17 protein-coding genes, 1 pseudogene and 1 riboswitch are annotated in these 23801 nt (G+C 62.6%); of the genes and pseudogenes, 5 read left to right on the top strand and 13 right to left on the bottom strand.

Annotation, left to right across the window (positions count from 1 at the left end; genetic code table 11):
- Nucleotides 1-79: 79 nt before the first annotated feature.
- The 3 genes and pseudogenes from AACI_RS01830 to AACI_RS16720 form a co-directional block, all read left to right on the top strand.
- On the top strand, nt 80-3286 hold the full coding sequence (locus AACI_RS01830; RefSeq protein WP_012809776.1) for an MMPL family transporter: 3207 nt from the start codon (nt 80-82) through the stop codon (nt 3284-3286).
- 18 nt (nt 3287-3304) lie between these two features.
- Nucleotides 3305-3442, top strand: a complete 138-nt coding sequence (locus AACI_RS16500) for a hypothetical protein (RefSeq protein ID WP_169304840.1) — start codon at nt 3305-3307, stop codon at nt 3440-3442.
- A gap of 111 nt (nt 3443-3553) precedes the next feature.
- A pseudogene (locus tag AACI_RS16720) lies at nt 3554-4890 on the top strand (catalase); the annotation flags it as partial.
- Nucleotides 4891-4984: 94 nt separating this feature from the next.
- On the opposite strand, the gene AACI_RS16715 reads toward AACI_RS16720, so the two are convergent.
- From AACI_RS16715 to AACI_RS01780, 10 genes are all read right to left on the bottom strand, one after another.
- Nucleotides 4985-5131 carry a hypothetical protein gene (locus AACI_RS16715; protein WP_218917101.1) on the bottom strand — a complete coding sequence of 49 codons (147 nt, stop codon included), beginning with the start codon at nt 5129-5131 and terminating at the stop codon, nt 4985-4987.
- Between the two features lie 169 nt (nt 5132-5300).
- On the bottom strand, nt 5301-6206 hold the full coding sequence (hpaI, locus tag AACI_RS01820) for a 2,4-dihydroxyhept-2-ene-1,7-dioic acid aldolase (RefSeq protein ID WP_012809774.1): 906 nt from the start codon (nt 6204-6206) through the stop codon (nt 5301-5303).
- A gap of 20 nt (nt 6207-6226) precedes the next feature.
- Nucleotides 6227-7213 carry a 3,4-dihydroxyphenylacetate 2,3-dioxygenase gene (gene hpaD / locus AACI_RS01815; protein ID WP_012809773.1) on the bottom strand — a complete coding sequence of 329 codons (987 nt, stop codon included), beginning with the start codon at nt 7211-7213 and terminating at the stop codon, nt 6227-6229.
- Between the two features lie 8 nt (nt 7214-7221).
- The gene (gene hpaB / locus AACI_RS01810) at nt 7222-8673 is read right to left on the bottom strand and encodes a 4-hydroxyphenylacetate 3-monooxygenase, oxygenase component (RefSeq protein WP_012809772.1); all 1452 of its coding nucleotides are present in this window, start codon (nt 8671-8673) and stop codon (nt 7222-7224) included.
- Between the two features lie 24 nt (nt 8674-8697).
- A complete protein-coding gene (hpaE, locus tag AACI_RS01805; RefSeq protein WP_012809771.1) occupies nt 8698-10239 on the bottom strand; it encodes a 5-carboxymethyl-2-hydroxymuconate semialdehyde dehydrogenase in 1542 nt (513 codons plus the stop codon).
- Complete coding sequence (locus tag AACI_RS01800; RefSeq protein ID WP_012809770.1) at nt 10236-11009, bottom strand: fumarylacetoacetate hydrolase family protein; 774 nt, start codon at nt 11007-11009, stop codon at nt 10236-10238. The genes hpaE and AACI_RS01800 overlap by 4 nt, the downstream gene beginning before the upstream one ends.
- On the bottom strand, nt 10969-11697 hold the full coding sequence (locus AACI_RS01795) for a GntR family transcriptional regulator (protein WP_012809769.1): 729 nt from the start codon (nt 11695-11697) through the stop codon (nt 10969-10971). The genes AACI_RS01800 and AACI_RS01795 overlap by 41 nt, the downstream gene beginning before the upstream one ends.
- A gap of 63 nt (nt 11698-11760) precedes the next feature.
- Nucleotides 11761-13191, bottom strand: a complete 1431-nt coding sequence (locus AACI_RS01790; RefSeq protein WP_012809768.1) for an MFS transporter — start codon at nt 13189-13191, stop codon at nt 11761-11763.
- A 63-nt stretch (nt 13192-13254) separates the two neighbouring features.
- The gene (locus tag AACI_RS01785; protein WP_012809767.1) at nt 13255-13761 is read right to left on the bottom strand and encodes a flavin reductase family protein; all 507 of its coding nucleotides are present in this window, start codon (nt 13759-13761) and stop codon (nt 13255-13257) included.
- Between the two features lie 215 nt (nt 13762-13976).
- Nucleotides 13977-16250, bottom strand: coding sequence for a glycoside hydrolase family 3 C-terminal domain-containing protein (locus AACI_RS01780; RefSeq protein ID WP_012809765.1), 2274 nt, complete (start codon nt 16248-16250; stop codon nt 13977-13979).
- Nucleotides 16251-16381: 131 nt separating this feature from the next.
- Here AACI_RS01780 and AACI_RS01775 point away from each other — a divergent pair, with 131 nt between their 5' ends.
- Nucleotides 16382-17275 carry an SDR family oxidoreductase gene (locus AACI_RS01775; RefSeq protein ID WP_012809764.1) on the top strand — a complete coding sequence of 298 codons (894 nt, stop codon included), beginning with the start codon at nt 16382-16384 and terminating at the stop codon, nt 17273-17275.
- A gap of 43 nt (nt 17276-17318) precedes the next feature.
- Here AACI_RS01775 and AACI_RS01770 read toward each other — a convergent pair whose 3' ends face one another.
- From AACI_RS01770 to AACI_RS01760, 3 genes are read right to left on the bottom strand one after another with little or no spacing between them, the layout of a single operon-like run.
- Nucleotides 17319-19703 (bottom strand): peptidoglycan-binding protein, encoded by a 2385-nt coding sequence (locus AACI_RS01770; RefSeq protein WP_245530661.1) that lies wholly within the window; start codon nt 19701-19703, stop codon nt 17319-17321.
- An 11-nt stretch (nt 19704-19714) separates the two neighbouring features.
- The gene (locus AACI_RS01765) at nt 19715-21154 is read right to left on the bottom strand and encodes a hypothetical protein (protein WP_012809762.1); all 1440 of its coding nucleotides are present in this window, start codon (nt 21152-21154) and stop codon (nt 19715-19717) included.
- Nucleotides 21141-22760 (bottom strand): DUF4855 domain-containing protein, encoded by a 1620-nt coding sequence (locus tag AACI_RS01760; RefSeq protein WP_012809761.1) that lies wholly within the window; start codon nt 22758-22760, stop codon nt 21141-21143. Before AACI_RS01760 ends, AACI_RS01765 begins: the two co-directional genes overlap by 14 nt.
- 219 nt (nt 22761-22979) lie before the next feature.
- A riboswitch (cyclic di-GMP riboswitch) is annotated at nt 22980-23064 on the top strand.
- Nucleotides 23065-23324: 260 nt separating this feature from the next.
- Between AACI_RS01760 and AACI_RS15570 the strand changes: the two genes are divergently transcribed.
- A complete protein-coding gene (locus AACI_RS15570) occupies nt 23325-23771 on the top strand; it encodes a hypothetical protein (protein WP_012809760.1) in 447 nt (148 codons plus the stop codon).
- Nucleotides 23772-23801 lie beyond the last annotated feature (30 nt).

Raw genomic sequence — 23801 nt, 5'->3', positions numbered from 1 at the left:
AAACCTGACAGCAGCCTGGTAGAATTCTTTCGGTCACTAAATCAGTTGTCAAGCCCGTCATGGAGAAGGAGGCGAGTCCGTGGCAGAGCGTTACGCCCATTTCGTCGCGCGCTTCAAGTATGGGATCATCGCCGTTTGGATCCTCGCGGTGGCGCTCGCGCACGTGTTGCTGCCGCAGCTCAACGCGATTGTCGCCCACAAGAACACGGAATTTTTGCCAAACTCGTCGAGCGTCGTGATCGCCAGTAATTGGCTGAAGCGGGTCGATCCGGCGCGCCAAGCGGGTTCGAGCGCCGTGGTGGCCATGTACAACCCGCATGGATTGACGGCGGCGGACAAGGCGTGGTTCACGCAAAAGCTGAAGCAGGTGGCTGACCATAAACCCGCCTACGGCGTGAAGACCGTCACGGCCGCCTACAACCAGTCGAAGTCGGTGCAGAACCAGTTTTTCAGCGCGGATCGCACGGTGGAGATCGCGACCATCGGCTTTCCGGGTAACGACGTATCCAAGGCCACCGACGCGTCGTTGAACCAGCTTCATCAGGTGTTTCAGCAACCGCCCAAGGATGCACAGATCCTCTTCACGGGCGACACGCCCATCGAGAACGACAACATCAACATCTCGATGGACGGCGCTTCCAAGACGGCAGGCGTGACCATCGCCCTGGTGCTCGTCATTCTGCTCGTCGTCTTTCGATCCGTCGTGGCCCCATTTTTGACCCTGCTCAGCATCGGGCTTTCCTATCTTCTGACGACGAATCTCGTGGCCGTCTTGGCGAACGTGGGCCTGCCGGTCTCGACCTTCACGGACACGTTTCTCATCGCCATCATCTTCGGCGCGGGAACCGACTACAGCATCATCGTGCTGAATCGATTCCGCGAGGAGGCGAGCCGGGGTCTCGCCCCAGTGGACGCCCTCGCGCGAGCGATGTCCGGAGTGGCCAAGACCGTCGTGTACAGCGCGCTCACCGTCTTTCTCTCGTTTGCGACGCTGTATTTCGCCCGCTTCGGCCTCTTCCGATCCGGCGTCGGCGTGGCAGTGGGCTTGGCCGTGACGCTGTTTGCATGCCTCACGTTCCTCCCGGCGCTCATGATGGTGCTCGGGCGCTACGTGTTCTGGCCGCGGCGCAACCTCGACGGCGCGAGTCACAAGCCCTCCCGCATCTGGGATCTGACCGGCAGGACCGCGCTCCGGCATCCCTGGTGGACACTCGCCGGGGTGCTCGTGGTGCTGACGCCCATTGCGCTGTCCTTCACGGACAAGCGCACGTTCGATCCGACCTCCGACATCCCGACGGCGCCTTCCGTCGAGGGCTTTCACGTGGTGTCCAAGGCGTTCGGCCCCGGCAAGGTCCTGCCGATGGACGTCGTGATCGACACGCCGGACAATCTGCGCACGCCGGAGGGGCTGGCGACCATCGAGCAGGTGTCGGAGGCCATCGCGAAGCTGCCTTTTGTGCAGCAGGTGCAGAGCGCCACCCGGCCGACGGGCAGCGTCATCGCCGAATTTGAATTGGCGAAGCAGAACCAGCTCGCGGCCAATGGCCTGGGCAAGGTGCAGACGGGCCTGAACCAGGTGGCGAGCCACGTCGGCACAAAGAGCGCACAGCAGGCGGCGAATGCGGCGAACACGCTGTCGAGTGGGGCCTCGGCGCTCGCGCAGGCGGGCGGGAAGCTGAGCCAAGGCGCGGCGCAGGCGCAAGAGGGCGCTTCGAAGCTCGCCGCGGGCGCACAGGCGCTTTCGAGCGGCGCATCGCGGCTGACGCAGGCAAACACGCAGCTGGCCAGCGGCGCTGCGCAGGTGGCGGCCGGATCGCAACAGGTGGCACAGGGCGCCGATAAGCTCGCCACGTCGGCGCGCAGCATCGCATCGGGGCAGACGGCGCTGGCGAATGGCGCTGCTCGCGAAGCGCAGGCGGCGCAGCAGCTCGCGAACGCCATCGCGGCCTGGACGAAGGCGCATCCGGCGGAAGCTTCCGATCCCAACTGGCAGCAGATTGTCGCGCTGGCGCAGGGCAACGCAGCGGGGGCGCAGCAGACGGCCAAGGCGGCCAGCCAGCTGGCGAATGGCACGAGCCAGTGGGCGAACGGCGCCACCTCACTGGCAGAGGGCGCGGGCAAAGTCGCCGCGGGCGCGAGCCAGCTGGCGGCCGGAAGCCGCGGCGCGGCATCTGGCGCCAAAGGCCTGAGCGACGGGGCTGCCCAAGTGGGTCAAGGCGCTTCTTCCCTGGCCCAAGGACTGAATCAGCTGAGTGGCGGCGCTCGCCAACTTCAGGCGGGGCTTGGCAAGTGGGCGGCCGGAGCTGCGCAATTTTCCTCCGGGCTCTCGAACGCGGGCGCCGGGGAGAATCAGCTTCACAGCGCGCTCGTCAAGCTGTCGAACGGCGTGGGCACGGTCAAGACCGCGCTCGACGAGACCGCCAAGGCGCAGACGTCGGGCGATCCCGGCTTCTACGTGCCTGCGTCCGCCATCTCGTCGAACAAGAGCCTGCGCCAAGCCCTGGACAGCTACATCTCGCCGGATGGGCACGTGGCGGACATTCGCGTCACACTGAAGTCGGACCCGTATTCCATGACGGCGATTCAGGAGATGCCGAGGCTTGAGACGGTCGCCCAGGCGGCCTTCACGGCCGCGCCGATTCACACCGGGCAGGTCGGGTTCGCCGGAACCACGCCGACACAGTACGCGCTGAACCAACTGTCCAATCAGGACTTCGTCCGCATGATGGCGCTCATTCTGGGGTCCATCTTTCTCCTGCTCGTGGTGATGCTGAGATCGCTCATCGCACCCTTGTACGTCATTGCGTCGCTCACCGGGACGTACTTCGTGACGATGGCGTGCCTGCAGTTTGTCGCCGTGGATGTGATGCACAAGGCGGGCATCAGCTGGACGGTTCCGTTTTTCGCGCTTCTCCTGTTGGTGGCGCTCGGCGTCGACTACTCGATTTTCTTGATGTCGCGCTTCGACGAGGAACTGAGGCGCCATCCGGAGCTCAACCTGCGCAGCGCGATGCTTTATGCCATGCGCCAGATGGGCAACGTGATCTTCTCTGCCGCAGCCATCATGGCGGGCACCTTTGGCTCCATGTCCGTCTCCGGCGTGACGACGCTCGTCGAGATCGGGTTGTCGGTCATCATCGGCCTCGCGCTGTACGCGCTCATCGTGCTGGCCCTCTTCGTGCCGGCCTGCACCGCGATTGTGGGAGAAGCCCATTTCTGGCCGTTTCGCAGAGTGCCTCGGGAGGAGCAGGAGCTGAGGCTGCCGGAAGAACTGGCTGCGGAGTGAATGGGAAGGCGTTCGCGGTTGCGTCGGACGGACGACAAACGCCACCTGCTGGCCAAGGTGCAGCAGGTGGCGTTTTACCTGTCTCCGTCGCTGCGGGCCGAGTGGCTGGCCCAAGCGAGCCAGTTCCGACCCGCGCCATGGCGGATCGATGCTTAGCCCCGCTCCAAACCGGGTGCGGCATGGGCTGTTGCGACACGCTGGCAATCCGGACAAATGCCGCGAAACACCAGATCAGCCCCCACCACTCGGTATCCCGTTTGTTGGGCCATCCATCTGATTGAAAAGTTGGCTCACTTCAACCGGGAGCGGATTCCCGAACGGGTGGTTCACGCCAAGGGCACCGGCGCATACGGGTACTTCGAGGTCACGCACGACGTCACTCGTTACACCCGAGCGGCCTTTCTGAGCGAGATTGGGAAGCGAACCGAGGTGTTCGTCCGATTCTCCACCGTCGGAGGCGAACAGGGCTCGGCAGACACGGAGCGGGATCCCAGGGGGTTCGCGGTCAAGTTCTACACCGAAGAAGGCAACTACGATCTCGTCGGGAACAACACACCGGTCTTCTTCATTCGAGACCCGCTCAAGTTCCCGGACTTCATCCACACGCAGAAGCGCCATCCTCAGACGCACCTGAAGGACCCAAACATGATGTGGGATTTCTGGAGCTTGACCCCGGAATCCATGCACCAAGTGCTCATTCTCTTTTCCAACCGAGGGACGCCCTATGGATATCGCCACATGCACGGCTTTGGCTCGCACACGTTCTCGTGGATCAATGAAGACGGCCAAGTGGTGTGGGTCAAGTACCACTTCCTGACCGACCAAGGCATTCGCAACTTTCGGCGACACGAGGCCGTGGACATGGCGGGTCGCGATCCGGACTTCGCCACGCGCGATCTGTTCGACGCGATCGAACGTAAAGAATATCCTTCCTGGACGCTATACGTCCAGATCATGCCGGTTGAGGACGCGGAACGTTATGCGTTCGATCCGTTCGACGTGACGAAGGTCTGGTTGCACGGAGACTATCCGCTCATTCCCGTCGGGAAGCTCGTCTTGAACCGCAACCCTCAAAATTACTTCGCCGAAGTGGAACAGGCGGCCTTTTCACCCGCCCACGTGGTGCCCGGCATCGGCTTTTCGCCCGACAAGATGCTGCAAGGCCGGCTGTTCGCCTACGGAGACGCGCACAGGTATCGCCTGGGCACCAATTCCAACTTGCTCCCGGTGAACCGCCCGCACGCCACGACGGCGCAGAACTACCAGCGCGATGGCGCAATGCGTCTCGACGACAACGGCGGACCGTCGCCGAACTATGATCCGAACCGCCTGGGCCATCCGGCGCCCACGGAACGCGCGCGAGGGCCTGAGTACCCCGTGCAGGGGCTTGTTGGGCACTATGAGTATCGCGATCGCGACTTCTACACCCAGCCCCGCAAGCTATACCACGTGATGCCGGAGCAGGAGCGGCCGACCTCGCCGACAATCTCGCCGCCTCCCTGCGCCAGGTCGATCGCGGGATCGTCGAGCGACAGATGGTTCACTTCGAGCACATCGACGAGGACCTCGCGGGGAGGGTATCGGAAGCGCTCAGGAAAGGTTGACGCTCGAGTATGCCGCGCAGACGAAGGGGCGCCCGTCCGGCTCACCGGACAGGCGCCCCTTCATTTCCACGACACTCGCATGCGCCGAAGCGCATCACCACTCGGACTGCGTATCGCGCACCCAGCGATCGACGCAGTCGTCACACAGCCGATCCCATTCGCGCTCTTCCCAAGGACGGCAAGGCTCCGGGATCTCTGTGCCGCACAACACGCACGATGTGGTCTCCGCCGTCTTCTGCATGATTCTCACCACTCCCGTCGGAATCACGTGTCTTTTTGATTGAGACCAATCATAACACGGGAGCGGCGAAATTTCAACCGAATGTTCAGAATATGCAGTTTCATCATTGTGTGCATATTGTATGCCCGGGGCGCCTTCACGGCGCCCCGCTGCGCCAATCGACTGGATTTCAGATCAGCCCATACGAAGTCAGCACGCCTCGCAGCTTTGCCGTCATTTCCTCTCCTGGCAGCGCGAGCGGCGGCCTCACCACGGGCCGAATTTTGCCCATCATGGCAAGGCACGCCTTGACCGGACCTGGGTTCGTCTCCCAGAACAAAGCCTCATTGATGTCGACCAGTTGAAAGTGAAGATCGATCGCTTCATGCCACTTCCCGGCTTGCACCAAGTCGTACAGGCGGGCGACTTCTCTCGGCATGAGATTGGCGGTCGCGCTGAGATGCCCCGCTCCTCCCAGCGCGAGCATGGGGTAACACAGGAGCTCTATGCCGGAATAGACCAGGAAATCGCGGCCGCAGGCCTGGAACACGCGTGTAACCTGCTCAAAGTCCTTGTTCGATTCCTTGACGCCAATGATGTTACGGCAGTCGCGCTTGAGCCGGGCCATCGTGGCGGGCTCTAGGTTCACCCCGGTGCGTCCCGGAATGTTGTACAGGATGATGGGAATGTCGACGCTGTCCGCTATCGCGCGAAAGTGCCGGTAGAGCCCCTCCTGGGACGGACGGTTGTAATACGGAACGATGACCAGCGCGGCATCCGCACCCAGCCGTTCAGCCGTCTTCGTGAGCCGAAGCGCCTCCGCGTGGTTCGTCGAGCCCGTCCCCAACACCACAGGCACCCGACCGCGCACGGCATCCATCGTGACTTCGAATAAGTATTCTCGTTCTTCTATCGTAAGGGAACTCGGTTCTCCAGTTGTTCCTGCGCAAGAGATACCGTGAGAACCGCTCTCGATCTGCCACTCAATGAGTTCACGATACGACTTCTCGTCAAACGATCCGTCCTCCAAAAACGGCGTGACCATCGGCACGATGGATCCCCGAAGGCGCGAATACACGTCCTTTTCGGCGCCCATGACCCGTCCCCCTCGCAGTCTCATTTGATATACCCAGCCGCACGCGCGTCCGTCGTCCCGCACAGTTCGACGGGAACGTTGCGTTCCCAATCCATGACCACCGTCCCGTCCCGCCACCAACTCTCGGGCGTCTGATGCCCCCAGAGCGTCTGCCGCCTGGGATCCGTCGCACTCCAGCGGATGGGTCGATGATCGGGGTCAACAGTCAAATAGTCCGATGTGTACAGTTCAATGCGATGACCGTCGGGATCGCGCAGATAGAGGAAAAACGCGTTCGATATACCGTGCCGCCCGGGCCCCCGTTCAATGTGCTCGTGCATCTCCGCTCCGCCCAAGATGTCACAGGTGCGTATAATGCTCCCGATGTCGTCCATCCAAAAGCCGATGTGGTGAAGTCGAGGTCCCCTGCCTTCCATGAGGGCGATATCATGCACGTTACCCTTGCGTTGAAGCCAGACGGCCTTCTTCACACGAGGTTCTTCATCCGTCTCCACGTACTCCGTCACGCGAAATCCCAATCCCTCGCGCCACATGGCCTCGCAGCTTGCCAGATCGGAGACGAAGCAGTTGAAATGGTCCAGTCTGCGCACGCCGGCACCCTTGTGCAGATGATATTTCTGGAGCAGACACTCGGCGGGCGACATTTCGGCGTAGAACTCGAGCGGGAAGCCAAACGGATCTTGCACGCGCAGCGCTCGCCCCTGGCCGGGCTCTTCGCCATCCTCGATGAAATGCACGTGACATCCCAGCGTCTGAAAATAGGACGCCATGGCATCGAGGTCATCGTCCTCCGCCACCCGGAACGCCAGGTGGCCGAGCATCGGCACGTCTGACTCCGTCAACACGAGACTGTGATGGTGGCGCTCCTCCACCCCGCGAAGAAACAACCGCCCTTCGGACTCCTCCGTGACGACAAACCCGAGAATGTCTTCGTAAAATCTGCGCGAAAGGGCGAGATCGCGCACCAAGAGTTCCGCATGGCCCGCGCGGACAATTGAATACGGCAACGTCGACCTCACAGCGCCTCACCGTCCAGGAAAGCCTTCACCCGCGAAACATAGGGGGTTTTGTCGTAGGCGTCGTAGAGCGCACCGTACATGCGAACGGGATCGCCGAAGAAGAACCGCTCGTACAGCACTTGGCGCGATCCGAAACTCGAGAGCGCCGCGTCCCAGGCGAGGCGGAACAGCCTCAACCGATCGAACGCATGGATGTTGCGTCCCTGCAAGAAGCGCTCGAGATCTCCGCGGATTTCGGAGTTCCAGTCAGCCTCGGTGGGAATGGCCATCAGTCCGCTCGCGCCGAGTTGTTGAATGATTTCGACAAGACGAGGATACGTCTTCGGGAACAGGTTCCTCGCCGCGTTCAGTGGAGCCCAAGCCGGCGTCATCACGCCGTATTCGTCGAGCTCGGCATCCGCTTCGGAAGCGCGCAAAAACGCTTTCATGGTTTCGAGCGCGAGAATGATCTCGGCAACCTTCTCCTTGACGTGCTGGAACTGTGCAATGCCGATGGCGTCCACCATGGCCTCCGCGAGCCCGAGCAAAAACTCACACTTCGCAATATTTTTGTGCATCACCTGGTACGTCATGTGGACGACGGCGTGCGTCGCCTGATGCAACTGGTTGCAGCGCTCAGCATCCTCGAGGAGAAAGACGCGGTCCCAGGGAACCAGAACGTCGTCGAACACGACGATGGCGTCCATTTCCTCGAACCTCGAGCCAAGCGGATGGTCGAAGTGAGACCGCCCATAGTCGAAGCTTTCTCGGCAGATGTAGCGCAAGCCAGGCGTCGAGCTGGGGATGGCGAACGCGAACGAATACGGTGCATCCTCCTCGGTGTTCCGCAGCACAGTGGACGGAAAGACCAAGATTTCATCGGCGATAGGCCCTTGAGTAGCCAGCAGTCGAGCGCCGCGGATGACGACGCCGCGACGGTTTTTCTCCACCACTCGGGCGGCGATATAAGGGTCCTGAAGTTTCCCGACACTCACGGACCGGTTGACCTGAGGAGAAATCAACGTGTGCGTCAACGTCAGATCCCGTTCACGCGCGTACTGGTAGTACGCCTGGATGTTTTCGGCATACGACGGATGGTTGCCTGCAAAGTAAGCGCTTGCTTGAGACATGGCCATGATGGCGACGTTGAGATAATCCGAAGTTCTGCCCATCATCCCAAATGTAGCACGCGCCCACCGTTGCATCATGCGTCCTCTGCGGACGAGATCGTCGCGCGTTTTAGGAACCAGCCAAGACAATCCGTACCGCTGGCCGCCCTCCTCGTACGTCATCTCGTCGCGCGTCGCGGGATCAAGCTGCATGTCGTAGAGCCTGGCCATGCTTCGGATCACATTTCGAAACGCCGGGTGGTCCGAGATGTTGCCTTCGACCCTCTGCCCGTGAATCCACACCTCGCGCGGCTCCGCATTCAAACGCTCCACGTATTCCGCGCCACTCTTCGCGCCCATCACTCATCACCCACCCTGTGTTGGTCAGCTTCTTGTCTCCATACCCGATACGCCGAAGCGGGGAATGGGATGCTGCCCGAGCGCCACATGCACGGTCTTCCACTCTGTGTAAAACTCGAAACTGTAGTGCCCACCTTCTCTCCCGACGCCGCTCTGCTTCATCCCGCCAAACGGCGTGCGTAGGTCGCGAACGTTCTGCGAGTTGATCCAGGCCATCCCCGATTCGATCCGCCGTGCCACGCGATGAGCGCGCTCGAGGTCCCGTGTCCAAATGTATGCGGCAAGTCCGTATTGCACGCCGTTGGCAAGCTGGATGGCCTCCTCCTCCGTCGTAAACGGGATGGACACGAGCACCGGGCCAAAGATCTCCTCTTGCGCGATGCACATGTCGTTTCGCACGTTCACGAAAAGCGTCGGCCTAACGAAGTTTCCGCGCGCAAGCTCCCGCGGGACCTCGCCGCCCACGGCCATCGTCGCACCCTCGCGCCGGCCGAGGTCGAGATAGTGCTCCACGCGCCTCTTGTGCTCCGGGTGAATGAGGGGGCCCACCTCGGTGGCGGGATCGAGCGGATGCCCGAGGCGAATCCTTCGAACGCGCTCCGCCAAACGGGCTTCAAACTCCTCGCGGATGGAATCCTGAATGAGCAGGCGAGAGCCAGCGGTGCAACGCTCCCCGTTCAGCGAGTACACGCCAAAGACGACAGCATCCAAAGCCCTGTCGAGATCGGCGTCGTCGAACACCACGACCGGAGACTTTCCGCCAAGCTCCATCGAGAAGCGCTTCAGCGCGTCCGATCCGTTCTTCATGATGGTGCGGCCCGTGGTCGTTTCACCCGTGAACGAGATCAGCGGCACCTTCGGGTGTTTCACCAACGCGTCTCCCGCCACCTCGCCGAAGCCATGAACGACATTGAACACGCCGGGCGGGAGATCGACCTCCTGAACGATCTCCGCCAGCTTGGTTGCCGTGAGCGGGGACCATTCGGCAGGCTTTAGAACCGCCGTGTTGCCCGCGGCGAGACAAGGCGCGATTTTCCACGTCGCAAGCATCAAGGGCGTGTTCCAAGGCGTGATGAGTCCTGCCACCCCAACCGGAACGCGGATGGCGTAGTTGAGAAACTGGTCGCCCACTGGAAACGTCTCACCGGTCATACGCGTGGCCATCTCGGCGAAGAACCGGAAATTTTCCGCAGCTCGCGCCGCCTGTCCCCGGGCCTGGGAGATGGGCAACCCCGTGTCTGCGACTTCAAGGCGCGCCAACTCCTCGCCGTGTCGCTCGATGGCATCGGCGATGCGAACGAGATATCGCGCCCGCTCCTTCGCGCTCATTTTGCCCCAGGGCCCATCGTGAAAGGCCCGATATGCCGCTTCTACGGCGCGATCCACGTCGCTCGCGGTCCCCTCTGCCACTTGCGTCAACACGTCGTTGGTCGTCGGATTCAAGGTGTCAAACCATCCGCCCTCCGCGCTCTCCACGAACTGGCCATCGATGAAATGAAGCGCAGGGCGCGATATCGGCTCGAACTCGAGGTTCAACCCGGCGCCTTTCAGATCTACATGGCTCATGACAGCACCTCCCTCGCCCGTTCATCGTTCGCCTCGTCCACCACCGGATTTTTAAGCCGGCCGATGCCTTCGATTTCGATTTCGATCACGTCCCCCGGTTTTACGGGTGAGATGCCCGGCGGCGTGCCCGTGAGAATGACGTCGCCCGGGCGGAGCGTCACAAACGAGCTGATAAACGATATCACTTCGTCGATTCGAAAGATCAGGTCCCGCGTGTTTCCGCGCTGGCGGACTTCGCCGTTCACGTAGGTCCGAATCTCGAGCTGGTGAGGATCGGACACGTCCGCGGCGTCGATCCACCATGGGCCGAGCGGCCCGAAAGTGTCGAATCCCTTCGCGCGGATGGGCGGGCGGAACATGTTCCCCACGAAGTCCCGCACCGTGACATCGTTCGCAATCGTGTAACCGAGGACGTGCTCGAAGGCGTCCTCGGGCCGAATGCGTCTCCCCGCGCGGCCAATGATCACGGCCAGCTCGGCCTCGTAATGCATGTACTCGACGCCTTTGGGATAGACGATGGGAGCCAGATGTCCAATGAGCGAGCCGTTCGGCTTGATGAACAGCACCGGTTCCTTGGGCTTCTCCAAGTTCAACTCCACCGCGTGATCGGCGTAGTTCAAGGCAAGGCCGTACACGGTCCTCGGCTCAATCGGCGGCAGCCAAATGACCTGCTCCTCCGAAACCACTCGGCCCTCCTCATTGACGAGGACCCCGTCTTCCCAAACGCCCTCATGAATCCGCCCCCGGTCGATGTATCTCGCGTGGCGCACGATACCACTCCCTCCGCTCCGCCACCAAACGGGTGTGTTGCTCGTTCCAACGCCTGAAGGCTTCCAGCGTCGCCAACCGATGTTGGCGAGCAAACCGCTCCACCGCGTCCTCTCCGACGTCCACCGCCATCAGCTGAATCAGCTTGTCGTGTTCTGCAATGGAATCGCTGGCCCGATGCGGGATGAGATTGAAGACGGACACCCGCATGGCATCCATTCGTTCCCGCACGGCGTGAATTTCATCCACGAGATAGCGGTTATTGCAACGGCGCAGGATAATCTCGTGAAATTGTTGGTTGAGCCTGCTGTACAGCGTGAGATCAAAATCCGAACGGGCCTGGCGCATCGCCTCGTTCGTCTGTCGAAGCGCATCGAAGTCCTCATCCGTGAGGTTGCGATAGGCCTGGGCCGTGGCGTAGCCTTCGAGAACCGCGAGTGCCGAGAGAATATCCTCGTACATTTTCGCGTCAATGCGGGTCACCTTGGCTCCGCTGAATCGCTCGACCTCCACCAATCCCTCCGCTTCCAAGCGGCGAATGGCCTCACGAATGGGAATCGCACTCACCCCCAATTCCTTCGCGATGCGGTCGATCACGATGCGATATCCGGGCCCATAGGTTCCTTCGAGAATCCGCTGCTTCAAGGTTTGATAGGCGACCTGTTGTTTGCTTGGTGGATGTTTGGTCATGACGTTATCGTATACGATTTCCTATTCGTGCGAAAGCGCAATTTCGTGCACGCAGGGACGTCCCTACGGCGAAATCTCCTCCAAAACTTTGCCTCGAGACGCAATCCCTCCAAGGGCGATGAACGCCGCGATCAGAAGGAAGCCCGACATCGCCACAAATCCGGCGGTCACGCCGAGAGAGGGAATCAACGGCGCGATGGCCCACAAACCGACTCCGGCGCCGATGTGTCCCGCTCCATCCACGAGGGCGAAACCGCTGGTCCTCGCGCGAGATGGAAAGTTTTCCGCAGTCCACGCGTAAAACACCGGCACCCACACGTTCTGCCCGAAGAAGAGGAGGATTGCACCGAGGTACGAAAGCCACAGATGGTGTCCAGCAAGCCCCACCACGAGTCCTCCCAAGATGGTCAGGACCGCAGACACGAGCAGATAGGTTTTGCGTTCCATGACTTCTCCCGCAAGGTACGCCACGACGCCGGCCAGCAGCATGCCCAAGACGCCGACGGCCACGATGAGCCCCGCCTCACTCGGCGCATAGCCTGCGCCCACGAGCAGCGTGGTCATGCCTGCAGAAAATCCGTACACGGTCACATAGCTAAAGAGCCAGACGAAAAACAGGAGGAAGATTCGCCTGCGATACACAGGACTGCCAAACAGTTCGCCATACGGCGCGCGCGTGTCGGAGACCAGCGAGAACGATGCGGCGGTTCCATCGGATTGAAACGCGCCCAAGCCCAGGCGCTCCTCCATAGCAGCTACAACAGCGGCGGCTTCTTCGACTCGCCCCTTCGCGGCCAGCCAGCGAGGAGACTCAGGGAGCTCAAGCCGCAGCAGGAGTGCGATGAGCGCGAGTACCGCCCCGATGTAGTACATCAACCGCCAGCCCCAATGGAACGACGAAGTTGCAAGCGCAAACGGAAGTCCTTCCGGAAACGGCGCACTGGGCGTCGTCAACCACAACCCGAGCCAGATGCCCACAAGCGCTCCGACACCTGAGAAAATGAACAATCCTGAGGTGTACTTCGCCCTCGCTCTTCTCGGCGCGACCTCGCTCATGTAGGTATTCACGACAGCCAGATCCGCGGCCACGCCCACGCCCGTGATGCCGCGCGCGAGAATAAACCACCAGTCGCGCATCGCGAGAGCTGTCAACAGAGAACCGACCCCCGTGATGAACATGGTGGTCATCAGCATACGCCTTCGCCCGACGCGATCGGCAAGAGGGCTCAACACAAGCGTGCCGACCACGTACCCCAACAGGTTGGCGAAGATGGGCAATCCGATGTACCGGCTGGCGTCCGCCGGAGTTGCACCGGGTATGATGGATGTGGCGGTCTGCACAAAGGACACATTGACGTCGAATATGTCGTAGAAGGTGAACAGATACCCGAGACCGATGACGAGGAACAATCGCCGCGGAAGCGGCCATGCGGTCAACCGCTCCATCCGCGCCAAGATGCCCGCCGCGCTCGAAACAGGCACACCCGTGCCCATCGTGTCTCCCCTCCCTCAACAGACCGAAGAGCGCGATGCCCGCGAGCCATCCGATGTGATTTCCTATACGATTTTGCCCAGACAGGCACGCACCGACGCGTCCCCAGCCAGCGACGTATAGGTTCCGCGCCAGAAAACGAGCGGGATGCCCTCGTCCTGCTGATAGATGTCTTTCACAAGACCGAGCACGATGATATGATCTCCCGCCGGATATTGGGCGTACACCCCACACGACAGCGCGGCCAGGCAGTCATCGAGGCGAACCGATTCCCCGAAGGGAAGAAACGTTCCGTGCCAATCTCCGCTCGATCCGGCGAAGTGGCGCGACACCTCCTCCTGATGACGCCCGAGAACATTGACTGTAAACGCTTTCGAAGACGACAAGAATTGAGCCATCTTACTGCGCACGTCGACGCAGACGAGAATCAGAGGAGGGTCGAGCGAAACCGATGTGAACGAATTGGCCGTCATCCCATGCACCTGACCGTTGACCGATGTCGTGATGACGGTCACGCCTGTCGTGAACAGTCCGCACGTTCGCCGGAACGCTTTCGCGTCCACCTCGGGCATTGTGCGTCCCCCCTTTCACTTTCGTCTTCCCGCAAGCCTGAGTGGGCGTTGCGGGTTGTGTTGATCATATATGATTTCATACACTCGGTCAATTCCAAATTCGCGGCTCAACACGGAGATTTTCGGTGTGCGAAAAGGCAATGACGCAGTGATGCCCTGCTTCCCTCCTCGCACACCGACGCCGTTCGAACGAGTCATGCGGATGAGCCGGCCGGTCACCCCCGCCCTTCCTCCGGTTGGCCCTCTTCCTGCGCGGCTCGCAGCTTCGCAAGAACTCGCTCGTTCTCGTCCCGCGGCACCCCAAACAGCGTCGTGACACGACCGATGGGCGTGAACCGCATGAACGCCTCGAACATCGGATTGGCGTCCATCTCGCTGCCAAGCGGCGAATCGGCGAGCTTCTCCTTCAAGAGCTCGCGGAGCACCGGACCGGTGGCCGGATCGTCCAGCAGATCGCCCAGCGCTGCATTGGCGTGGACCGACACCGGCCTGCGCGGGGCGGCGGATGTCACCTCCACGGAGGCGGTGAGGCGCAGATCACGCGAGGACGATCCGACGCGGATCTCGTACCAGCCGCTCTCCACGGCGAAATCGCCAGCATCGACGTCGTAGTAGGCAAACGCGCGCTTGCCCAGCTGAAATTCGACCGTACGCGTCTCGCCGGGTGCCAGCGCCACCTTGGCGAAGGCGCGAAGCTCGCGCCGAGGTCGAACGACTCGCGAGGACCTCGGCTCGACATAGACCTGGACCACCTCTTTGCCCGCGCGCTGCCCGGTATTGCGCACGTCCACCTGCACGGTGAGCACGTCGTCGTCCCGGACCTGCTCACGAGACATGCGGATGGCCTCGTACTCGAACGTGGTGTACGACAGCCCGTGCCCGAAGGGAAACAGCACGTCCATCTCCTTGGTGTCGTAGTAGCGATAGCCGACGAAGACACCTTCTCGGTATTCGGATCTGTCGCCTTCGCCGGGGAAGTATGGATGCGAAGGGTTGTGCTCGAGCCGAAGCGGAAACGTCTCGGCCAGCTTGCCGGACGGGTTCACAGCGCCCGACAGCACGTCCGCGATGGCGCCGCCGAAGGCCTGCCCCGCGAGATACGCCTCGATCACGGCAGGCACGCGGTGGATCCAAGGCATCTCGACGGGCGCGCCGTTCGAGAGCACGACAACCGTGCGGGGCTGAGCCGACGTCACCGCTTCGATGAGCGCCACGTGCGCGTCCGGCATTCGCATGTGCGGGCGATCATATCCTTCAGACTCCCAGCTCTCCGGCAGCCCTGCAAAGATGGCGGCGACATCCGCCTGCGCCGCAGCGCGCACGGCCTCCTCGATGAGCTCGAGGCGAGGCGCGTCGTCGTCGAGCGCGTACCCCGGCGCGTACAGGACAAGCTGGTCGCCAAACGCGCGGCGCATCTCCGCGAGCGGCTCGTCGAGGCGCGCGGGATTGACGTGCGAGCTTCCTCCTCCCTGGTAGCGCGGCGACACGGCGAACGCGCCAATCACCGCCACCCGCCGCCCTGGCGCGATGGGCAACACGGCCCCGTCGTTCTTCAGAAGCACCATCGACTCGGCCGCGGCCTGGCGGGCAAGGCGGTGATGCGCGTCGAGATCGGCGGAATCGCCCTGCGGCCGGTAGGCCCGGTCGATGAGCGCGAGCAGGCGTTCCACGGCCGCATCGAGCACGGCTTCGTCCAGGCGACCGTCTCGCACAGCCTGGACGATCTCGGCGTCCTGCGCGTACGGCCCGCCGGGCATTTCGAGGTCCAGCCCTGCAGCGAGGCCTTGGACGCGATCGTTCACCGCCCCCCAGTCCGACACCACGACGCCATCAAATCCCCATTCCCGGCGCAGCACCTGCGTGAGAAGCCACGGGTGTTCCGAGCAGTAGGTGCCGTTGAGGCGATTGTACGCGCACATGACCGTCCACGGGCGTCCACCCTTGACGGCGCCTTCGAAGCTCGCGAGATAGATCTCGCGCAGCGTGCGCTCGTCCACCTCGGCGCTCGTCGTCATGCGCCGGTACTCCTGGTTGTTGGCAGCAAAGTGCTTGAGCGACGATCCGACGCCGCGCGACTGGACGCCCCGGATATGCGCCGCGGCCATTTCGCTCGAGAGAAGCGGATCCTCCGAGAAGTACTCGAAGTTGCGCCCGCACAAGGGAGATCGCTTGATGTTGGCGCCGGGCCCGAGCAACACGTGAACGCCGAGCGCGCGGCATTCGTCGCCGAGCGCCTGGCCAATCCGCTCCACGAGCGCGGGATCCCAGGAACTCGCGAGCGCGGCGGCTGTCGGGAAGCACGTGGCGGGCTCCGAATCGGTGAACGATCCGCCCTGCCGCTGCAGCCGAACGCCGTGCGGCCCGTCCGTCATGCAGAGAGACGGGATGCCGAGGCGCTCGATGGGCTTCGTTTGCCAGAAGTTGAGCCCGGAGCAGAGGGATGCTTTTTCTTCGAGGGTGAGGCGCGAGACGAGATCGCGATACGACAAAGGTTTCGCCCCCTTCTGAAAGTGGCCTGCTCATCGCTCCACAACAACCTGTACGCGAGGCGGCGCACGTGCATACGTGGCCGAAGTCGCCACATCCTAACCGATGATGCTCATGGAGAGGAGCGTGACCCATGCCCACCATCATGGCACCCCAAGCGGGGCAGGCGCCGTCTTATCCGACCTCGTTCCCGCCGCAGCACCAGAACCACCAGCCCGGCGTGGAGTCGCAGATGAACCCGCGCCCGTTCTTCGATGACCCCGAGTACCGCGGCGCGGGCAAACTGAAAGACAAGGTGACGCTCATCACGGGCGGCGACAGCGGCATCGGCCGCGCGGTGGCCGTCGCGTTTGCCAAGGAGGGCGCGGACGTCGTGATCGCGTACCGCGACGAGGAAGCGGACGCCGTGGAGACCGTGCAGCACGTCGAGCGATATGGCCGCCGCGCGCAACACCTGGCGTTCGACGTGTCCAACAAGGCCGAATGCGATCGCGTCGTCAGGCAGGCCATCGCGCAATTCGGCAAAGTCGACATCCTGGTCAACAACGCGGCCCGCCAACACCCGCAGCCGAGCATCCTCGACATCACGCCCGAACAGTTGCAGATGACGTTCGCGACGAACGTCTTCGGCTATTTCTACATGATTCAGGCCGCGCTTCCGCACATGAAGCCGGGCGCGTGCATCATCAACACCGCGTCGATCACGGCCTATCGCGGCCACGAGACCCTCATCGACTACGCGGCCACCAAGGGCGCCATCGTGTCCTTGACGCGATCGCTCGCGCTCTCGCTGGCGAAACAGGGCATTCGCGTGAACGCCGTGGCGCCTGGCCCGGTGTGGACGCCGCTGATTCCGGCGAGTTTCGCGGCGGACGAAGTGGCCAAGTTTGGCACGGACACGCCCATGGGGCGCGCCGGCCAGCCGGCGGAGTTGGCACCCGCCTACGTATTCCTCGCGTCGGCGAACTCGTCGTACATGACCGGGCAGGTCCTGCACGTGAATGGCGGCGAGATCGTCAACGGATAATGAGACGCAAGGCGCCACCTGTCGAAGGCGGCGCCTTGCCTCCTCAGCTTTGGGGCACCAGGCTGACGGTGCCGTTGGCGGGAATCACGCCGGTCAGCAGAGTGTCGGCCGCGTATCCGTTGGAGACCACGGGATCCTGCGCAGCGATTTGGATGGTGTACACGCCGCCCGAGGGCTGCGGCGAATTGGCGACCACCCAGTCGCCGCTGTGCAGGTTCAGCAACACCTTCGACAGATCCCCCACCTGATAGACCGGAATGGTGGTCGCGGTCCCCGCCGGGTTCTGGACAATGACCCGGTACACGTTGGTCAACTTGATATACTGCGAGTCCACCCAGCCGTAGCCGACGACGTGGTACCAGGGGACCACGTACGGCCCCGCCATGCCTTCGGCAATCTGATCGATCTTCACCGTCGTGCCCGCGGGGATCAGATTCGCATTCGACTGCGAGGGCTGGATGTACTGCACCCACATGCTGAACGTCCAGACGCCGTTCGGGTTGGACATGTGCATGACCTGCGACTGGAACTTTTCCACCGCCGCTTGCGTCAGCGCGCCAAACTGGCCGTCGACCGTGAGCCCCGCGTTGATGGTTTGGTTTAAGAACCGCTGGATTTCCACCACGGGTTGTCCAAAGCTGCCGACGCTGAGCTGGCCGAAGAACTGCTGATTCTCGCCCTGGGCGATGCTCGGATAGTACGGGACGCCGTTGTTAGGGTAATACGGATCCTGCTGCGTGACGCCCTGCGCCCCGTTCACGTAATACACCGGCTCGGCTGTCGACTTCGGGGCCGGCGGGTTGTTGGACGGCGCGTACTGCACATACGCGCTCACGCTCGATCCGACGGATGTCGCGAACTGCGTCATGAGGGCCGCGATGCCGCTCGCCCACGTCTTGGCCGTCGCGTAGTTGACGTTCATGCCGCTCAACGTCGGAGAGACGTACAGGCTCGCGCCGGGCGTGAGATAGTTCGTCCGCACCGTCCACGCCTCGAAGCGAATGGCGTAGTCGTCGCTCGGGAACACGCCCGCGTCCTGCCCCGGATTCGAGTCGTACGCGCCATAGCCAAACAGATTGTTCTTCTGCAGTGCAATCTGGCTTTGGCCCCATGCGCTCTCGAGGATTGCGTGGGAGACCAGATAGTTGGCGTCGACGCTGTACAGGTTCTGCGCGTCCATGAATGAATTGCCGAGCCCGTTCAGCGGTGAACTGTTCTGCAGCAAGAACTGATTGATGCTCTGCGCGTTGATGTTGGACGGCGCAGGATAGCGGAGATCCACATTGGTGAACGACAGCCCGCTCGATCCGCCCGTCGAGTTGCCCGTGGAATTCCCGGTCGAGTTCCCCGTGCCATTCGACGTGGCGTTGCCCGTCGAATTCGACGTGCTGTTTCCGACGGCGTTCCCCGTGGAATTGCCGAGGCTCGTGGCGTTTCCGGTTCCGTTGCTCGTGCCGTTGCCCGTGGCGTTGGTCGACCCGGTGGCATTCGTCACGTTCGCCACGGTGTTGCCGCCTGGCAGCGCGCCGGTGGCGTTGCCGGTGCTGTTGCCCGTGCCGTTGCTGGATCCGGTGGAATTCGAGGACGGATCGCCCGTCTCAATCACCACGGGACCCGGCTTCATATCCCACTCGGTGCCCTGCCATGTCGACGCGATCCCAAGCCGCTGAAGCGCGTTCATCACGTACCAGACGGGCATGAACGTCGTCAGCTTGCCCGACGCCGGGTCTGGATACACCACCGCTGGCACATTCGCGACGACCGTCTGGCCGATGGCGATGGCGGCGCTGCCGGGGCCGTACGAAATCTTGCCGTAATCGACGGCCTGCCCCCCAGGCGGCGTGAGTGTCCAGACGCCACCCGACCATGTGCTCGCGATCCCGGCCTTTCGAAGCGCCTCCATCACGTACCAAATGGGCATGTAGGCGGTCCCCTGATACGTGAAGCCGACGGGCTTCGAGATGAGCTGCCCGTTCCAGACAATCCGTTTCCATTCGACGTGCTGAACGAGGGAGCTTGGACGCGTGAGCACGGTCATCACCTGGCGATAATCCGCGACGGCCTTGGCCAAGGCTCCCCATGTCATCGGCCCGACAATCCCGTCGACGCCAAGCCCTTCGGCCTGTTGAAACGCCTTGACCTGCGCCTCTGTGGTGGCGTCGAAGACGCCGGTGGCTTGTCCCACGTCATAGCCCAGTGCATTCAGCGCATTCTGCAAAATGGCCACATAGGCGCCCGTGGAGCCGTAGCTCAACATGGGATACGATTGAACGCCCGCAAGTGTGAGAGCCGCCACGGGCACGTTGAGCGACGACGCCGAAGCGCTCGGCGAGCTCGAGGTCTGCGCCAGCGCAGACGCCGGCGTCGTCCAAAGCACCGTGGCTGGCAGCGCCATGACCGCGAGCAGGCGATGCGTCTTCACAACCATGACCTCCATTCTCATTGCTGCACATGCAGGGAAGCGACAGGCGACGTGATGGGTGGAGGCAAGTTGGGCGATGCGATGTTCACGCGCTGGACCGAAGGCCCCGACGGCCCAGGGCTCACGTCCAACGCCCCGAGCGCCACCGTTCCGCCCAAGGATGGCATCATCTGGTTCCAGGTGATGATGAGCCCCTCCGGGGGAATGGTCACGGCCAGCCGGCCCTGCTTGGGGACGGACACGTCCCGCGTATCAACGGACGGTGCCGAAATCCACGCGCCTCCCGGCTTCGTCTGGTACGACAGACCGCCGAGCGCGGAGATGGTGGCAAACCCGTATCCGCTCGGGGCCGAGGGCAGCGTCAGAAACCAACGCTGCCCGCTGCGCGTCACCACAAGCTGATTGAAAAATTGGTAGGTCGCCGAGATGGCCGCCTGCGCGTCGGCCGTGGACGCAAACAGCGGCTGTCCGCCCCCGGATTGGAGCGTGGTTTGATATTCATCGGCCGGCGGATAACACAGCCGCCAGGTGTTTGCAGCCGTTTCGACATCACCTTGCAGACATTCGTGCAAATTCGACGCCAGCGTGTCCAATTCCTGCGCTGTCATGTTCGAAGCTGGATCCCAGTTTTCTGGAACGAGCCCAATGGCGCTCGCCCACGCCGTAGGCGATCCCCCGGGCTGATACGCCCCATCCTGCATCGAGATGCCAAGCGCGTTCCACAGAATCTGCGCGGCCTCGCCCCACGTGATGGGCTGAAACGCGCCGGACGACGTCGGCGAAGGCGGTTGGTACCAGCCCTCGCGAATCGCGGCCCGCACCACGCCCCAAGCGGGCGACGCCGTCGACAGATCCGTGTAGGCGCTCGATCCGGCCGGCGCCGTCGGCAGGCCGAGAACGGACGCAAAGGCGGCGAGCACGTTCCACACCGCCACCTCGTTATCCGGCAAGGGCTGCGGCACGGCCGAGGCGTCGAGGTCCAGCTGGTCCCCGTTCAAGGTCGCCTGAATCCCGAGTCGCGCGAGGATCTCTTCCGCATTTGTGAGCGGGAGGAACACCTCAGGCGACGAGGCACCTGGCGGCGTGGCGATGGCGGTGGGGACGCGCTCGACCACTTGCCCGTCGATCACGACCACCGCTCCTCCCTTGCCTGCGGGGCCCGGCGCCTCGTTGACCGGCACAGACACCGGCGCCGTGATGACGAACTGGCCCTTCGACCACGAGGCGGAAAAGCCGATCTCGTTCAACACCTGCATCAAGTCCCACAGCGCGATGTCCGTCTGATTGCCTTGGACGAGTGTCGGAACGGACATGGACGTCGAGGTGCCAACCAACACGCGGATGGACGAGAAACCTGCGTGCCCCTTGGTCAACGGTGTCGCGGCCTGAACCGGCCAGGGAAGACAAAGCGCGCCCGCAAACAAGGGCGCGGCAAACCAGGCATTACGAACCGCCACGAATGGCCACCCCCGCAATGAAGCTCGCCGTCGTGTCGTACGCGACCCGGGCCTGTCCCGTGGATTTCGCCGAGGTCAAGAGAAGCTTCGATCCGTCGTAGTACGCGTGCGACGCCTGATGGGTTCCGAAACCATACGCGGACAGCTGCGCGAGCGAGCTGTCGTAAAGCGCCTGGTCCTGCTGGCTGATGCCGGTGAGTTCCACCTCGACCCCCATGCCGTACTGGGCCGCGGTCTGCGCGGCATTCACCATGCGGGCGAGATACGCCTGCGAGCCCTGTTCGACGAAGTTCGGCTGAATCCAGGCGGCGGAGAAGCCGAGGCTCTTCCAGTCGGGGATGCCGGCAGCCCCGTAGAACGGGATCCAGAAGAGCGGAAGATGATGCGCCGCGGCGAGCTGAGACGCAAACGCCACATAGGCCGCTTCGCCCGGCATGGTGTCGCGGAACTGCTCCTCGTTCCAGTACAGGCCGACGAGCTGCAGATTGCTGAATCCCGCGCGGTTCCAGTCGTCGAGCAATTGCTGCAAGTACCACGTTTCGGCGGTTTCGCGGGCCGCGAGGGCGTCGGGATCGGCCGGGGAACCGGCGAAGGTGACAGTCGATCCGCCGATGGTGCCGAAGGTGGTCTGGCCGTACGCGAAGTAGGGTAACGAGAGCACGACGCGCTCCTTGTAACCGGGACGGTGCAGCACCTGGTTGACGTAGCCCACGGCCTCGTTGAGGGCGGAAAGCTGTTGACCCGGCGAGAACAGGTCCTGTAGGTACGCCGAAAGTCCCGCCTGCGTCGTGGGCACGGAACCGTAGGGAAGAAAGAGCATCGTGTCGAATAAAGGCGCTGTGATCTGACCACTTTCCTTCACGTAGGCGAGCATCGGCACGAAGTCCTGCTCGCTCCACGTGCCGAGTGAGCCGTTGGCGCCCGTCTCGACAAGCAACATATTGCGGATGCCGTAGGCATTGGGCGCCGTGGGCAGAAGGGGCCCAAGCGGCTTGTCGGGGTTGGCGGCGACCGGCGTCAGCGTGCTGACAGGTGCGCCCTTGGCGTTCAAGAACCCCTTGACGTCAAAACCGTCCAAGAAGACCCACACGTCGACAGGGACGATGATTCGGACCGCTGACGCTTCCAAGCCGGTTTGTGACGACCACGTGAAGGTCTGCGCCATCAGATTGCGCGTGCTCAGTGGATATGCGGAAGCTTCGCGCCCGGCGCTGTACCATTTGCCGTTCGACTCAAACTGAAATTCGACGTAGCGCGGGAAGTAGATGCCCAGAGGAAAATCCTGAAGTGTTCGGACCGACACGGAGACCACGTCCGCGGCCTTCGGCAGCGCGAGGGTGATCACGCGCTTGCCCTGATGGCTGAAGCCTCGCCACGTGTCGAACGAGGTGACGTCCCCTGGATACTTGGCCTCTTCGGCCGCAAACACCGGATCCGGCACACCGTCGATGGACACCGAAACTTGTCCCAGTCCGGTCAGGTCCTGCGGAGCACCGGCCGGCGCGGTCTGCGCATGCAGCTGCACCTGCGAGGCGGCCATGGCGGCGACCACCGCGCTCGTGCCTCGAGCGATGGCTCCGCGGAAGCTGAACGCCAATGTGAACACACCCTTCTCTCCTGGTGATGGGACCTCATCGACAACCAGCGACATGGATACGGTTCGATCGTCAAGACGATTTTTTAAGGGCATATCGGAAACATTTCTCAACTTCTTCGCCGCTCCGTCGGAGGGAGGCGTGGACAAGGGTCCGCGAGAAGGTTTTGAAACGGATTGACGATTCCCCACTCCGCCCGGTATACTGAAGCTAGGACAGTGTACATTCGGCACGACGGTGGACGCGAAGATCTCAGGTCGTCATCTGGGCACATAAGGCCTGAGGGAGCGAGTTGTGCAACCGGCCACCCGCGTACAGCGCGTGGGTGGCCTTTGCTATTTTGAAAGGTCGAGATCATCTGGCGCGGCCCCATGTAGGGGTAAAGGGGAAAGACAAAGAAACATTGCCGGATGGCGTGGAACAACGGCCGGGACGCGTGATGTCCCGGCCGTTGTTCCGTCTTCGGCGGTCCCAGCAAAGCCCACGGCGTACGCCGAAGAAAGTTGACAGTCACGGATGAGATGTGTAAGATCGCATACGAACGTATACGAATGAATTCGAAAGGTCGTGATCGCATGCGACATGCACATCCTCATCACCATCGTGGGCGGGAAGTTCACGGCGGCCATCCCCGCGGCCATGGAGAACACTTCGAGCTCGGCCGCCCCGCGGGCCCTCAGACCTTCCGGCGCGGGCGCGCGCTCCAATTTCTCGAGTTTCTGAACGTTCGCCGTTCCACGCTCCTCCGCCAACTGGATCAGCCGGAGTTTGCGGATCTGCGACCGACGCTCTTGGGCGAATTGAAGGCGGTCGAGAGCGTGCGCGACGAATTCGTCGCGATGTTCGACCTGTGGCCGGACGTCGATGGTGGGCAAGAAGTCGCCGAGGATGGCACCACCGAGCCTGGCAAGGGTTCCGCTGGGTCCGGTGACCGCTGGCGTGGGGCAACGGGTCATGCGTCCGAGCGCGCTTCTTCGAGCGACGCGGACTCCGGTGGAGAAGCGAAGGAGGACGGCGCGTGAAGCCACAATCGAGCATCGTCATCGCCCACC

The sequence above is a fragment of the Alicyclobacillus acidocaldarius subsp. acidocaldarius DSM 446 genome, assembly GCF_000024285.1.
Lineage (GTDB): Bacteria > Bacillota > Bacilli > Alicyclobacillales > Alicyclobacillaceae > Alicyclobacillus > Alicyclobacillus acidocaldarius.
This window is presented reverse-complemented; position numbering and strand designations above follow the sequence as displayed.